The sequence below is a fragment of the Ruegeria sp. CG4 genome (genome assembly GCF_056537185.1).
In genome coordinates this window covers 81,511-94,942 of sequence record NZ_JBQFRB010000004.1, presented here as the reverse complement: position 1 = coordinate 94,942, position 13,432 = coordinate 81,511, and the positions used below count along the sequence as shown (strand labels likewise).

The following is a 13,432-nucleotide window of genomic DNA, read 5'->3' as shown; positions in this document are numbered from 1 at the left end:
TGTTCCGCCCCGTTTTAGAATGTCCGGGTCAGAGACCGGCCAGCAGTTCGTTCAGTGTTTGTTGACGCTGGCCCCACATCTCGATCACCTCGTCGCGGGTCATGATGTGCATGGGCGACCCGCCGGCCTCCATCTTCTTGGCGACACGCGAATTGGCAAACATCTCAGGTACTGTCGCGGCCAGCTTTTCAATCACTTCGGGCGGTGTTCCTTTTGGCACCATAACACCCCGGAAATTGACCGACGAGTTGTCCACGTCCAGCCCCTGTTCCATCATCGTTGGAACATCCGGCAGAAACGCGTTGCGCTCAAGATCGGCGACACCCAGAATTTTGACATTGCCCGCTTCCTGCGCGCGGAATGCGTCGGACAGGTTGTTGATGCCGCCCATGACCTCACCGGCAATCACGGCCTTCATGGCCGCCGCACCGCCACCCTTGGTCGGGATATAGGCCATCTTGGTTCCGGCTGCCTTGTCGATTTGCAGCGCCGCGATGTGGTGGCCCACAAACAATCCGGCACCGGATACCGTCAGCTTGCCCGGGTTTTCCTTGGCATAGGCAATGACATCCTGCATCGAGTTGAACGGGCTGTCGGCGCCCACGACAAATACCGCCGGATCCGCACCCCAGTTCGCGATAGGTTCGAAACTGTCGGTCGAATATTCCACGCCACCCTTGATCGACTGGGCGATGAAATGCGGAACATTGTAGGCCGCCAGCGTATAGCCGTCTGCATCCGCCTGCGTGGCGAACCAGTTCCAGCCCACGCGGCCACCCGCGCCGGGCTTGTTGATGATGGCGATGGGCATTCCCAGCGCGTCCTCGTTTCCGGCGGTCATGGTCACGATCCGCGCCTGAAAGTCCGTCGCGCCGCCTGCCCCGTAGCTGATCATCATCATGATCGGCCGTTCGGGATAGTCCTCGGCCGCCGCCGCACCCGTCAGGCTCATGAGGGCCAAAGCCGCCCCGGCAATCAATCGTTTCATTTTGCGTTTCCTCCCTGATTTGGTTCTTCCGCTGTTTGCGCGGTCAGAACAGAATTTCCCTTGGCGTGTAGACGTTCAGAAGCATGGAAAAGAGGCCGTACATCACCGCCACGAAGACGCCCGTGATGATCCCGCGCCGGATCCAGCTTTTGACGTCCGAATGCGGCGCCGGGTCATAGATCGACAGCAGGATGAAGAAGGCGATTGTCGTCGCGGTGTAAAAGCCCAGCGACTTGGCCGCCCAGAACACGTAGATCAGCGTCACGATCAAACCCGGCAGCATGTTGACAAACATGGTGCGCGTGACACCGTTGCCAACCTTGGACAATCCCATGACTGCCTTGCCAAACGTCCATCCGGCCAGAACCACAAAAACGGTTGCGATCAGACGCGGGAACAGGAACGCCTCGGCCGGTTGCTGGGTGTAGCTGACCCAGGTCACCCAAAGGCCGACCGCAAAGACAAGACCTGATCCGAATACATGCTGCGAACGGTTCATGCCTGTGCCTCCTCTTTGGTGGTGTAGCGACGGTGGCGCAGCTCCATCCAAACCGAATAAGCGACCGAGGCCAGCACAATGGCGATCAGGAACAGGTTCAACCCGCCACTCAGGAAGTATGCGGCCTTGCCCACGGTGGCGTCAGCAATCATTCCGCCCTGAATGAAGTTGGCTTCGGCGATGGGTCCCAGGATCAGGCCCAAAACCAGTGGCGCCGCGGAGAAGCCGAACCGTTCCAGAAAGAACATGCCGATCCCCAGGCAGGCCATGACATAGACGTCACCCATCGAACCCTGAACCGAGTATGCTCCGAAAACGGACAGCGCCAGGACGATTGCAGCCATCACCGATTGCGGCACCTGCGCGACACGGGCTGCAAGACCGGCAACGTAAAGGCCAAAGATGCACATCAGCACCTGCCCGATCAGCATCGAGTTGATGAAGGTCCATGCCACGTCCGGGTGGTTGTCGAACAGGTCCGACCCCGGGAAGATGCCGTGGATCAGCAATCCGCCCAGCAGAACCGCAGCGGTGGGGCTTCCGGGGATCGAAAGGGTCAGCAGCGGCACCAGAGACGGGCCGACCATGGCATTGTTGGCGGATTCCGCGGCAATGACGCCCTCGGAATGACCGGTGCCGAACTTGTCTTTTTCGGATGAGAACTTCTTGGTCTGGTCATAGGCCACAAGGCCCGCGATCTGCCCACCGACACCCGGGATCAGGCCGATGATCGAACCTGTCAGGGTTCCGATGCTTAGGGCCCGCGTGCGGCTGAACAGCTCCCGGAAGGCGGCCATTATCGAGTGGCGCTGCACCTCGATGACCTCGGCTCCGGCATTGTGGCGCCCTTTGGCGAACATCGTCAGAACCTGCGGGATTGCGAAAAGTCCGATCAGGGCGGCAATGATGTTGATGCCGCCACCCAAGGCGGGATGAAAAATGAACCTCTGCGCGCCCATGATGTCGTCGAAGCCGATGGTCGCAAGCCACAGCCCGATGCAACCCGACAGCAACCCTTTGACAACCGACGCGGAATCCAGCGTTCCGATCACCGTGACACCCAGAATGGCCAGCCAGAACAGGTGCGACGGACCAAAGGCCAGCGCCCATTTCGCCAGAACCGGTGTCAGGAAGATCAGAAGCAAAACGCCAAATATCCCGCCCACGGCCGAGGCGAGAAAGGACAATTGCAGCGCCCGCGCACCCTGTCCCTGTTTCGCCATGGTGTGCCCGTCCAGCGTCGTGGCGATATTGGCAGGCGCTCCGGGGATTTTCAGCAAAATGGCGCTGACCGCGCCGCCCGCAACAGTCGAGGTATAGGCAGCGCCCAGCAGGATCAGGCCCTGCGCGGCCTCAAGCTGGAAGGTGAACGGGATCAGCAATGCAACCGCCATCGTGGGTGACAGGCCCGGCGTCGCCCCAAGGATCAACCCGCCTATCGTGCCACCCAAAAGCAACAGGAACGAGAGCGGCGTGAACACATCTCCGAAGTAGTAAATGAATTCCATTCAGGGCCTCCCAACCCGTCGGTTCACACTTTTACTTTTGTTGACAAATCAGGTTAGGCGATGAAAATAGTATTGCAAATGTTTTCATAAAATCGACTTTGCGAGAGAGTTTTATGGCCAAATTTCAAAAAGATAAGGTGGATATCGTGGCCGTTGCAAAGGCTGCAAAAGTTTCACCCTCGACCGTTTCCCGCACCTTCAACCACCCCAATCTGGTCAACCCTGCGACTCGGAAAAAGATCAACCGGGCCGTTCAGCGATTGGGCTACATCCGCAACCGCGCGGCTCAGACGATGCATGGAAAACGGTCGGGCACGATCGGCCTGGTGGTGCCAACAATCAATCACGCCATTTTTGCCGAAGTCATTCAGGCTTTTTCGGATTCAATCGACAAGGCCGGCTTCAGTCTCTTGCTGGCGTCGCACGGGTATGACCTGGATCGGGAATACGCCATGGTTCGCAAGCTGCTGGAACATCGCGTCGACGGCGTGGCACTGGTTGGGTTGGAACATTCCGATGCCACCGCCCGACTGATCGAACAGCAGAAAATCCCGGCGCTTGCGATCTGGAACTATTCCGAGGATTCCGCCCTTCCCTGTGTTGGGGCAGACAATCGACTGGCAGGACGTCTTGCGACCGAGCATCTGCTGGCCTTGGGGCACCGGGACATTGGATTGATCTTCCCCAAAACGACCGGCAATGACCGTGCGCAAAACCGGCTGTCCGCCGTGCATGACGCACTTGAGGAAATGGGTGTATCCATCCCGAGCGAGCATGAGTCGGAAGCTCCGTACAGTGTGTCTCAGGCCAAACAGGCCGCCCTGACCCTTTTGACGGAACATTCTCGTCCAACGGCCCTGCTTTGCGGAAATGACGTCATCGCGCAGGGCGCGTTGTTTGCGGCCCAGAGCCTGGGTTTGAAGGTTCCTGATGACCTCTCGATCATCGGTATCGGGGATTTCAAGGGATCCGCAGATGTCGAACCGGGGCTCACCACCATTCGCATCCCCGCCGAAACCATCGGCAAGCTCGCCGGTGAAAGGTTCACCGACTACATAACCTCGGACGAACCAGAGCCTTTCAGACTCTGCTGTGAACTGGAGTGCATTGTCAGGGGAACAACTGCCAGCACTCGTTTTTCCCGAACTGTTTGAATGGTTCTTGCCCAGTAAGACAAGACGACCTCGTGATCCCAGGCGGGCCTTTCTTAATCTGCCTTCGGCATGGGCAAGCAGCCTGTCAATCCCGCAGGCAGCACCATCCAGGCCCCCGACCGATACAATAGTGGCACGAAACCATCCTGCTCGGACGTCAGAGTGACGCTGAAAACTGACGCCGAAATCATCGACGTTTCGCTCGGAAGGGACTTCAGAAACCCGTCTGTCGGGAACAAGACGACATAGGCCGGGGCCTCATCTGTCAACAGGGCCGTCACCAGCATGATGACCAGCCAGCCGATCAGCATTGAAGGGATTGCAATCAGGACAGACCTAGTAGTCATGGATATGCTCCAGCTTCTGCTCTCCTATATCTAATGCACGGATCCGATTGGCCAATTCGGAAACTTTCACCACCATCAGATGCCGGTAATCGCCAGACCCTTGCCGTGACCGACTGTAGATCGCGCCGTCCATGTCCGGATCACCGGACAGAACTGTGAACAGGATGTCGTCATTCCCTGCGATCTCCATAAAATCCACTCCCTCACGCGCCCAGCGTTGCAGCAGAAGGGTCAACGCGCGGTATCGGGGAGTTTCCACTTCGATCCCCTGCGGATGCTCCGCCAGAACATGAACACCCTCCTCTGCGTCCAGCAGGGAACGGTCCGCATTTTCAACAATCATCCGCAGGGTCGGTTCATCCTGGCCCACCTGCGCCACCGCATCGGCGATCACATCCGCATAGGCGGCCTTGACCCCGTATTCGATCCCCAGGGCGATCCGCCGCTCACGGTCCCGCAAATTGTACGTGGCCTGTTCGTTCAAATCAGCCCGATCCTCGCGAAACCGCCATTTGTACCACGGAACCTGCTGCAAAAACCTGGCATAGCCGGCGGCTTGGCTGGCCGAGAGATCATCCAAAGGCGCCCGTGTCTGTCCGCGCAGCGCCGCGAAAACCCGGCCAAAGGTTTCCTCATAGGCGGCTTTGAGCAGCAATTCGGCGGTAAAACTGACCCCGATCACATAGACCATTTGCTTGGTCGCGCCATCAACCGCGCCATGGGAACTTGCAGCAGCACTCAGCGCGCAAAGCGAAGACCAGAATCCTCCGACAGCGCGAAAATATCCGTACTCATGCGGATCACCGGATTGGATGACCGTGGCGTAATCCTCGTAAGCATGAACGATGTGCCATTCCGGATAGGTCATCAGGGTCCGGGTTTCGGGTCGTTGAAAGGCGGGATCGATCAGCGCCTCATAGGCGGCAGGCTGGCCCGACCCCCGGCACATGATTTCCACATAGGCAATCGGCGACAGCAATCCCGCAACGCAGATCACCACCACCAGCAACAGCCATTTGCAGTATCGCCACAGCCGTCTCACCCGTGCTCGGCTCCGCCGCGAAACCCGGCCCAGACGCCGATTCCGCCCAATGCCAGATGCGGCAGGTTCGCAAGGAACCGCGGCAGCGACCAATCGGTGCCCAGCGATGCGTTGGTGAATATTCCAAGATCAAGGAACCCGTAGCCGGTGAAGATGCCGAATATCCCATCCCCAAGATAGGCCAGCCCGAACAGGATCAGGAATGTCCGCGCCGCCCGATGTGAAAGTAGCCCCGCGATCAGCGCCCACAGGGCCGAAGCCACATGCAGTGCATCGTCGTAGATATCCAGCGCAAAGATGCCAAAAACCAGCCCATCTTCATCCGTCAGGCCCGGGACATAGTTCAGCGACGCCGCGATCATGAGCGCCACGAAATACCCCAAACACAGTTTTTGCAGATTGCTCATAGTTGCCCCAGATACTGATCCCAAAGATTGTTGCGCAGCACCAGATCGGGGTCCAGTTCCCGCTTTGCTTTCGCAAATTCCTCTGCCCGTGGGTAGGCACCGGTCAACTGTCCGATTGTGGCGTGCGGGCGGTAAGGCAGGTAATAGGCCCCACCGATCTCGACGATCCGGTCAATCAGCGCGCGGGTCATGCGCGCCATATCCGCCTCGCCGCGTTGGGTCAGCTCCTGACTGAAAGACATGACGGCAGCAATCCGCGGTACACGGGCAAAAGACAGCACAGACTGATCGTCCTGCGCCACATACCGAAGGGTCACATTCAGGAACTCCTGATACGAGGCCGGGATCACCTCGCGGCAGGCCTCGACAAAGCTGTCGAAAGCGTCAAACCCGACGAAATGCTCGTGCAAAATGTCCGTCCGGTCGGGGTTGCGATCATCCAGTGTCACCACCGGTTCATTAATCAGCGAGTTGCGCGTCACCTCCCCCGACCCCAGAGCCGGGCCAACTCTGGTTTCATTCCACCAGCGGAAGGATTTGAATGTCTCATTGCCAAGCTGGGCGCGATAAATCCGGCTGGCCGCATGGGCCATCCATCCGGAACCGGAGGCCGCCGGCAGATCGTCTTGATCTTCTGTCTCGCGATATGTGATCAGCAGCGCCTTTTGAAAGAACGACTCGCGTTCCACATTCAGCCGCCCGTAGGCCATCGTCACTGTCGGATCCATGATTGCCGCCTTGAAACGGTCGGCAAAATCGCCGGTTTCCATCACATCAAATGTGGGAGACAGCCGGGTATTTCTGACCATCTCGATCTCCATGTCCACAATGACCCCGATAAGGCCGTATCCCCCCATCGCAAGGTTGAACAGGTCGGTGTTTTCGGTTGGTGAACAGGTCACCAGATCGCCGGACGGCAACACCATCCGCAGGGACCGCACAGTGGATCCCATCGGTCCGAACGGCACCGGCCAACCATGCGCATTGACCGAATAGGTCGCAGCGAGGCCGAAGTCATTGTTGGATTGCATCACTTTGGGCGACCATCCCTGGGGGTCGAGCGCCGCAATGACATCCGACCACCGCGCGCCCGCATGGGCCCGATAGCTTTGATTGGCCGTGTCCAGTTCGACACGCGCATTGTCAAAAGTCATGGCCGTGCCGTCACGCGGGATCGCTTGCCCTCCCATGGAATGACGCGCCGCGCCGACGTTCAGGGGCCGTCCTTCCGCACGCGCCTGTGACATTTCTCGCCGGATCACCGCAACCAGTTCCTGATCGCCCTCTGAAATCCGCAGATGCTTGTGGATCGGCGTCGCCGACAGACCGCTTGCATCGTTCAGGTAGTTCTCCCCGGTCGGCGCAACGATGCGGTTTGCACCAGCATAGGTGGGCAACTCCGCCCGAAACAGGCCTGCCAATCCCCATCCCGCCAAACCACCGGCACCGACCAGCGCGGCGCGGCGTGTAAAATTTTTCATTATGTCTTCCTCCCACAGTCGGTGCGGAAACCCAAAACAATACTGAAATCAGCTGAGCTAATACCGTGTTTTGGAGGAGTTATCTCACAAAGTCATGGCCGCAGGGAAGGCACCGCAGAGAAATGAAACCAAGTGACAATTTCCGTGTGCGAAATGCCTGGACGGAAACGCGCCATTCCGCCCGATGACATGAAACTCTGCATCGGTCTCTCACGTTTTCGAACCCGCCGGTGGCGGCTTTCTGCGCGGATATTCAGACCGCCTTGGAACCAGTGATCAAAGCCGACCGACGAACATCACGACAGCTTCATGCAAGTGACGAACAATACCCGCTCTGCTTGGTTCAGGCGTCGAAGTTCCAGATGTCGCGCTGGACCTTCCAGCCGTCGTTGCCTTTCTGGAAGTAGAGAATGTACTTCCCTGAGAGGTCTTGCCCTCCCATCGAGCCCGTCAACGTTCCCATGGTGACGGCAAAATCTCCGCTGACATGCGCGCCGGTCGGGTTGGCCACTACGTTGCTTAGACCTCCGTCAATTGCGGCCTGCCAGTACTCGCGGATCGCGGTGTGACCTGACATAGTCGGTGCGCCCGGCGGCATGATCGCGCCGTCTTCGGCATAGGGTGCGGTTGCCTTGCCGGCATCCTTTGCGTTGATCCCTTCAATGATTGCCGCATCGAGCGCTTTAACGGTGTCCAGAACTGACATCTTCTCCTCCCGAGTTTTCCCGCAGATGATCACAGACTACCACAGTTGCCCGAGTCGCTTCACATCTGCGATGCCAGGACTAGGTAAGCCCCGGGAAAAGCGGAAGGCGAAGAAGGCCAATCGGCTCAGCTTAGGTTGCTATGCCTCTGGTCCTCCATCGCCCGATTGGCGGCGGCAAACAAGCCCACGCCAATCTCAATCCGCTGCCAGTTCCGTGATCTCGCGGCGGAATGGCAAGGCGTCCCCGATATCCGGCCCGTCCAGCTCGCGGGCGTATCGATGCCCGGCATAGGTCGCCCATGCAATCGGCCCCGGCGCGTTGGCGTCTCCGATCAGCTTGACGGACTTGATGCCTGCCTCGGCCCAATCGGTCTCTTTCGCCTTCAGGGCGTTGTAGACGCCATTGTTCTCAAGCCGGGATGCGACCATTACGACGGCATCGGCTTCGATCTTCCAGGTGCGGTCCGTATACACACAGTTCGATACCACATGATCGGCGTGGATTTCCGCCACACCCTGATTGAGCACGATTTCGACCCCCGCTTCGACCAGTCGCGGGTGGATAGCGATCTGTTCCAGCGTGTTGTTCGTCCAGTCGCTGACATAGGCTGACGGCGTGACGAGCGTCACCTGCGCTCCGTTTCTGGCCAGCAACTCGGCCAGCACGCCACCCATGTAGTAGTGGTCGTCGTCATACACCACCACGCGACCCGAAGGGATCGTACCATCCATCAGGTCGTCAGGCGTATAGACCTTGGCGCCATCTGCAATCGGCATTGGCACGACATGCTGACGGGCAACACCGTCGCGACGCCATGTGGATCCGGTCGCGATACAGACGTTCTCGAATCCGAACTCAAGAATGCTGTCGGCATCCAGTTCACTCTCGCGGTAGATTTCCACGTTCGGGCGCTGTTGCAACTGATATTCCCGGTAGTCCACGACACGCCCCCAGGCGCTGAGCCCCGGCAACGCGCGTTCGCGGGTGACACGTCCTCCGATCACGTCCCGCGCTTCGGCCACGGCCACATCGTAGCCGCGGCGGCACAGCGCCCAGGCCGCTTCAAGTCCCGCAGGACCAGAGCCGACAATCAGCACGTTCGAGCTGTCGCCCTTTTCGTTCATCTTCTCGGGGTGCCAGCCCTTGCGCCATTCCTCCATGAAGGTCGGGTTCTGGGTGCAGCGGCTGATCGACATGGTCATGTCGCCGGTGATGCAGATATTGCAGCCGATGCATTCGCGAATGTCGTCGATCCGGCCTTCCTCGATCTTCTTCGGCAGGAACGGGTCGGCAATGGATGGGCGGGCGCAGCCGATGAAATCCAGCGTTCCGGACTTGATCATCCTGGCCATCACATCAGGTGAAGTGAACCGCCCTACCCCGACAATGGGCTTGTCGGTGAGTTCATGAATGCCGCGCACAAGATGTTCCTGCGCCGCCTCTTCCTTGAACCGCGACGGGCCCGAGCAATCTTCCCATGTGCCCTGCGCCAGATCCCAGAGATCGGGTAGATCCTTGTTCATCTCGACATAGTCACGCACCTCGGCGTTCGAGAAGCCAAGTTCGCCGATGGTTTCGTCCAGCGACACCCGCAGCGTGATCGCCATCTTGTCGCCCACAGCGTCGCGCATGTCAGCGATGACTTCCTGACTGAACCGGGCCCGGTTTTCCAGAGAACCGCCATATTCATCGCTGCGCTGGTTGGTGGCCCGGCTCAGGAAGTGCTGAAAAATCCCGAACCCGTGTGCGCCATACAGGCAGATCAGGTCAAATCCGGCATCCTGCGACCGTTTGGCCGCATTCACGAACCAACGGCGCAGGTCCCGGATGTCCTGCTTGTCCAGTGCGCGCGCCTGAACCGGATCGTTGGTGAACGTCCGGATCGGCAATGCGGTCGGTGCCAGCGGTACCTCTTTCGTGTAAAGGTTCGGCCCGTTGATGCCCGAATAGGCCAATTGGATCCCGGCCAGCGCGCCATGTTCTTTCATTTTCTCGGACATCTTGCGCAGTTGCGGAATGTCCTTGTCTTCCCACAAACGCAATTCGATGAACGGCGTGATCTCCGAGGTATGGTGCATCTCGCACTGTTCGGTAAAGATCACGCCCCAGCCGCCCTCGGCCTTGATACCCCGCATCGCAGCAGCAGCCGAAGGATCACGATAGCCGCCGCCATTGCAGTGCGGCACCTGATAGAAGCGGTTCTTGGCGGTCAGCGGGCCAATCTTCATCGGTTCGAACAGAACATCATAGCGTGGATCGCGCATTGCTGGATCTCCCTTAGGCATCTGGCGGTATCGCCCTGTGGCGGGCCGAAATTCTGATGGTCAGAGCGTATTTCGCGCTGGATATACCCCCTTTTTTCGACAATCATGGTAGATCATGGATCACGAGGGGGTATATACCCCCAAAGAGGTATAGCGCCGTGGACCACATGCCCAAGCCAGAGCTTCTGGCAGACACAATCCTGTCCATAGGTACCACCGGATTTGCCCGGCGATTGCAAAACTGGCTCGGCGCCTGCCTGCGTATCGATAACATGACCATCGTCGCTTTCTTCAAAAGCCAACAACCAGAGGTCTTTCTGACCCAAGCCAGCGAGAAGTGCGTTTTTGAACGTATGAACAGCCACTATGTAACAGGCGCCTACCTGCTGGACCCGTTCTATTCCCTGCACGCGGCAGACGCGGCAGATGGGATGTATCGGCTAAGCGACATTGCCCCGGACCAGTTTCATCGCAACGAGTACTACAAATCCTATTATCAACGCACCACGCTCGCCGATGAGATCGCCTTCTTTTCGTCTCCGACGCAGGGCGTGTCGATAACCGTCTGTCTGGGGCGGGATGCGACCACCGCATCACGGTTTTCATCCCGTGATCTTGAACAGGCAAGGCAGTTGGCCCCAGTTGTAAACGCTCTGGTCAGGCAGAACTGGTCGGACCTCAGACCGCAGGGCTCAGACACGCCGGAAGATGTCGTCGATCTTTTGCGTCACCGACTGTCCTCGGAACTCGAGATCAGTTTGAGCGCAAGGCAAGCTGAGATCGCACTTTTGATCCTGCAGGGGCATTCATCGGTTTCCATCGGCCTCACGCTTGGGATCAGCCCGCAAACCGTCAAAGTCATACGCAAGCAGCTTTACAGGAAATGCCAGATATCTTCGCAGGGAGAGCTGTTTTATCTGATCGCACCGTACCTGTCCGATCACAGCCAACTGCAATCAAAACAAGCGTAAATCCTGCCAGATTAGCCAAAACCTAACTAAGGGTAAGCTAGACAGTAATTTCGCCCAATTCCAACTTGTGGGACGTTCCTCACGAAACGCGCAAGGCGTGCTGGATCGGCACGGAAAGCTGTAATCGCGAAGTGACCGTCGCCCGAACAATGGTCACTTTGACGACTGCACGCCGTCCTCCGAAATCGGTGATTACAGGGGCCTCCATATTTGGAGCCGTCTGACAGACCCTATCCAGTTCAGCCATGAGTTTGCCCGGCCATTTGTGTCGGACCGAGATACAGTCAAAGGGAAACGAAACATGCCCATCGAGAAAACGGACACACTGGTTGTTGGTGGCGGTCAAGCCGGTATCGCGCTCAGCGAGCATTTGGGAAACAACAATGTTCCGCATATCATTCTGGAAAAGAACCGGACGGCCGAGGCATGGCGTACCGGTCGCTGGGATGCTCTGGTAGCCAACGGCCCGGCCTGGCACGATCGTTTCCCGAGCCTGCTGTTCAAGGGCGACGATCCGGATGCCTTTGTCTCGAAAGACCGGGTGGCCAACTATCTTGTCGAATATGCCGAAATGGTGAACGCGCCCATCCGCGAAGGCGTCGAGGCGCTCAGGGCCGAGCGTATGCCCGGCGAGGGCGGCTTCCGTGTCGAAACTTCGGCCGGTGAAATCCATGCCAAGCGCATTGTTGCCGCTACGGGCGCTTTCCAGCATCCGGTGATCCCGCCGATTGTGCCGGAAACGGAAGGTGTCGACCAGATTCACTCGTTTTTCTACAAGAACCCCGGCCAGTTGGCCGAAGGTGCCGTGATGGTCGTCGGTGCCGGATCATCCGGCGCACAGATCGCGGATGAGCTGAACCGGGCCGGCCGCAAGGTGTTTCTGTCGGTTGGACCGCATGACCGCCCGCCGCGCCGCTATCGAGGCCGGGATTTCGTCTGGTGGTTGGGCGTTCTGGGCCTGTGGGACGTGGCCGCGATGAAGCCGGGAACCGAACACGTGACCATCTCGGTCAGCGGTGCCTATGGCGGGCACACAATGGATTTCCGTCGTCTTGGCAACGAAGGCGTTACCCTGGTTGGCATGACAAAAAGCTTCGAGAACGGCGTTCTGAGCTTTGCCGACGATTTGCAGCGCAATGTGGCCGCTGGCGATGCCAATTATCACGAAATGCTGGATTTGGCGGACGCCTATGTGGACCGCACCGGCCTTGATCTTCCGGAAGAACCCGAGGCCCGCGAAGCCTTCGCCGATCCCGACAGCCTGACCAACCCGCTCGGTTCGGTCGATTTCACCAAGGAAGGCATTACCACGATCATCTGGGCCACGGGTTTCCGTCAGGATTTCAGCTGGATCAAGGCCAATGCCTTCGACGACAAAGGCGCGCCGATCCATCAGCGCGGGGTTTCGGTTGAACCGGACGTGTATTTCCTTGGCCTGCCCTGGCAGTCGCGCCGCGGCTCGACCTTCCTGTGGGGCGTCTGGCACGATGCGAAATACATTGCCGATCAGATCGCGATCCAGCGGGCCTATGCCGATTATGACGGCGAAGCAGCCATCATTGCCCCCGCAGCAGAGTAAGAAGACAGGACCCCGACATGGCGCATACACGTATCCGCAAATTCAACACCTCTGACACCTACCCCGAGCAAAACCTCGACAACGACCTTTGCCAGGCCGTTGTGACTCAAGGTGGCAAGACCGTCTACCTGCGTGGCCAGTGCCCGCAGAACCTGGACGATGCGGTCAACATCGAAAGTCACGACCCGGTCGAGCAGACCCACAAGGTGATGCAGAACATCAAGCAGTTGATCGAGGAATGCGGCGGCTCGATGGAGCATCTGGTCAAGGTCGTCGTCTACATCACCGATGTCCGCCACCGCGAGGCCGTCTATCGCACCATGGGCGAGTACATCAAAGGCGTTCATCCGGTCTCGACCGGTCTGGTGGTTCAGGCGCTGGCGCGTCCGGAATGGCTGGTCGAAATCGACGGCACCGCCGTCATCCCTGACTGATCGTTTCGATCAGTCGACAGACCGGACCGCGTCCCTTTCTTGCTCTCACGC

14 protein-coding genes are annotated in these 13,432 nt (G+C 58.7%); 4 read left to right on the top strand and 10 right to left on the bottom strand.

All coding sequences use genetic code 11. The features are described from left to right. Positions 1–28: 28 nt before the first annotated feature. The 3 genes from ACR0J2_RS12745 to ACR0J2_RS12735 are packed head-to-tail and all read right to left on the bottom strand — an operon-like array spanning position 29 to position 2,995. Positions 29–988 carry a Bug family tripartite tricarboxylate transporter substrate binding protein gene (locus ACR0J2_RS12745; protein WP_480812786.1) on the bottom strand — a complete coding sequence of 320 codons (960 nt, stop codon included), beginning with the start codon at positions 986–988 and terminating at the stop codon, positions 29–31. 43 nt (positions 989–1,031) lie between these two features. Then, positions 1,032–1,487: a tripartite tricarboxylate transporter TctB family protein gene (locus tag ACR0J2_RS12740; RefSeq protein WP_170679178.1), complete on the bottom strand. Its 456-nt coding sequence runs from the start codon at positions 1,485–1,487 to the stop codon at positions 1,032–1,034. Continuing rightward, the gene (locus tag ACR0J2_RS12735) at positions 1,484–2,995 is read right to left on the bottom strand and encodes a tripartite tricarboxylate transporter permease (RefSeq protein WP_152459976.1); all 1,512 of its coding nucleotides are present in this window, start codon (positions 2,993–2,995) and stop codon (positions 1,484–1,486) included. The genes ACR0J2_RS12740 and ACR0J2_RS12735 overlap by 4 nt, the downstream gene beginning before the upstream one ends. A 113-nt stretch (positions 2,996–3,108) precedes the next feature. Here ACR0J2_RS12735 and ACR0J2_RS12730 point away from each other — a divergent pair, with 113 nt between their 5' ends. Continuing rightward, positions 3,109–4,149, top strand: a complete 1,041-nt coding sequence (locus tag ACR0J2_RS12730) for a LacI family DNA-binding transcriptional regulator (RefSeq protein ID WP_480812785.1) — start codon at positions 3,109–3,111, stop codon at positions 4,147–4,149. A 53-nt stretch (positions 4,150–4,202) separates the two neighbouring features. Here the strand turns inward: ACR0J2_RS12730 and ACR0J2_RS12725 are convergent, their stop codons facing one another. From ACR0J2_RS12725 to ACR0J2_RS12700, 6 genes are all read right to left on the bottom strand, one after another. Further along, positions 4,203–4,496, bottom strand: coding sequence for a hypothetical protein (locus ACR0J2_RS12725; protein ID WP_480812784.1), 294 nt, complete (start codon positions 4,494–4,496; stop codon positions 4,203–4,205). Further along, entirely contained in the window at positions 4,486–5,538 is a 1,053-nt protein-coding gene (locus ACR0J2_RS12720; RefSeq protein WP_480812783.1) for a hypothetical protein, read from the bottom strand. Before ACR0J2_RS12720 ends, ACR0J2_RS12725 begins: the two co-directional genes overlap by 11 nt. Beyond that, entirely contained in the window at positions 5,535–5,945 is a 411-nt protein-coding gene (locus ACR0J2_RS12715; RefSeq protein ID WP_480812782.1) for a DUF4383 domain-containing protein, read from the bottom strand. Before ACR0J2_RS12715 ends, ACR0J2_RS12720 begins: the two co-directional genes overlap by 4 nt. After that, positions 5,942–7,426 (bottom strand): FAD-binding oxidoreductase, encoded by a 1,485-nt coding sequence (locus tag ACR0J2_RS12710; RefSeq protein WP_480812781.1) that lies wholly within the window; start codon positions 7,424–7,426, stop codon positions 5,942–5,944. The genes ACR0J2_RS12715 and ACR0J2_RS12710 overlap by 4 nt, the downstream gene beginning before the upstream one ends. A 343-nt stretch (positions 7,427–7,769) precedes the next feature. Continuing rightward, the gene (locus tag ACR0J2_RS12705; RefSeq protein WP_170679190.1) at positions 7,770–8,132 is read right to left on the bottom strand and encodes a nuclear transport factor 2 family protein; all 363 of its coding nucleotides are present in this window, start codon (positions 8,130–8,132) and stop codon (positions 7,770–7,772) included. Positions 8,133–8,327: 195 nt separating this feature from the next. After that, positions 8,328–10,397, bottom strand: a complete 2,070-nt coding sequence (locus ACR0J2_RS12700) for an oxidoreductase (protein ID WP_480812780.1) — start codon at positions 10,395–10,397, stop codon at positions 8,328–8,330. Between the two features lie 167 nt (positions 10,398–10,564). Between ACR0J2_RS12700 and ACR0J2_RS12695 the strand changes: the two genes are divergently transcribed. Continuing rightward, positions 10,565–11,368, top strand: coding sequence for a helix-turn-helix transcriptional regulator (locus ACR0J2_RS12695; RefSeq protein ID WP_480812779.1), 804 nt, complete (start codon positions 10,565–10,567; stop codon positions 11,366–11,368). Positions 11,369–11,447: 79 nt separating this feature from the next. On the opposite strand, the gene ACR0J2_RS12690 is transcribed toward ACR0J2_RS12695, so the two are convergent. Then, positions 11,448–11,615 carry a hypothetical protein gene (locus ACR0J2_RS12690; RefSeq protein ID WP_480441473.1) on the bottom strand — a complete coding sequence of 56 codons (168 nt, stop codon included), beginning with the start codon at positions 11,613–11,615 and terminating at the stop codon, positions 11,448–11,450. A gap of 54 nt (positions 11,616–11,669) precedes the next feature. Between ACR0J2_RS12690 and ACR0J2_RS12685 the strand changes: the two genes are divergently transcribed. Then, a complete protein-coding gene (locus ACR0J2_RS12685; RefSeq protein ID WP_480812778.1) occupies positions 11,670–12,947 on the top strand; it encodes a flavin-containing monooxygenase in 1,278 nt (425 codons plus the stop codon). A 17-nt stretch (positions 12,948–12,964) separates the two neighbouring features. After that, on the top strand, positions 12,965–13,381 hold the full coding sequence (locus ACR0J2_RS12680; protein ID WP_170611570.1) for a RidA family protein: 417 nt from the start codon (positions 12,965–12,967) through the stop codon (positions 13,379–13,381). Positions 13,382–13,432: the final 51 nt, after the last annotated feature.

Excerpts from the sequence above, each read along its gene's own strand:
- ACR0J2_RS12745 (WP_480812786.1), bottom strand. The coding sequence starts at position 988 with ATGAAACGATTGATTGCCGGGGCGGCTTTGGCCCTCATGAGCCTGACG.
- ACR0J2_RS12740 (WP_170679178.1), bottom strand. The coding sequence starts at position 1,487 with ATGAACCGTTCGCAGCATGTATTCGGATCAGGTCTTGTCTTTGCGGTC.
- ACR0J2_RS12735 (WP_152459976.1), bottom strand. The coding sequence starts at position 2,995 with ATGGAATTCATTTACTACTTCGGAGATGTGTTCACGCCGCTCTCGTTC.
- ACR0J2_RS12730 (WP_480812785.1), top strand. The coding sequence starts at position 3,109 with ATGGCCAAATTTCAAAAAGATAAGGTGGATATCGTGGCCGTTGCAAAG.
- ACR0J2_RS12725 (WP_480812784.1), bottom strand. The coding sequence starts at position 4,496 with ATGACTACTAGGTCTGTCCTGATTGCAATCCCTTCAATGCTGATCGGC.
- ACR0J2_RS12715 (WP_480812782.1), bottom strand. The coding sequence starts at position 5,945 with ATGAGCAATCTGCAAAAACTGTGTTTGGGGTATTTCGTGGCGCTCATG.
- ACR0J2_RS12710 (WP_480812781.1), bottom strand. The coding sequence starts at position 7,426 with ATGAAAAATTTTACACGCCGCGCCGCGCTGGTCGGTGCCGGTGGTTTG.
- ACR0J2_RS12705 (WP_170679190.1), bottom strand. The coding sequence starts at position 8,132 with ATGTCAGTTCTGGACACCGTTAAAGCGCTCGATGCGGCAATCATTGAA.
- ACR0J2_RS12700 (WP_480812780.1), bottom strand. The coding sequence starts at position 10,397 with ATGCGCGATCCACGCTATGATGTTCTGTTCGAACCGATGAAGATTGGC.
- ACR0J2_RS12695 (WP_480812779.1), top strand. The coding sequence starts at position 10,565 with ATGCCCAAGCCAGAGCTTCTGGCAGACACAATCCTGTCCATAGGTACC.
- ACR0J2_RS12690 (WP_480441473.1), bottom strand. The coding sequence starts at position 11,615 with ATGGCTGAACTGGATAGGGTCTGTCAGACGGCTCCAAATATGGAGGCC.
- ACR0J2_RS12685 (WP_480812778.1), top strand. The coding sequence starts at position 11,670 with ATGCCCATCGAGAAAACGGACACACTGGTTGTTGGTGGCGGTCAAGCC.
- ACR0J2_RS12680 (WP_170611570.1), top strand. The coding sequence starts at position 12,965 with ATGGCGCATACACGTATCCGCAAATTCAACACCTCTGACACCTACCCC.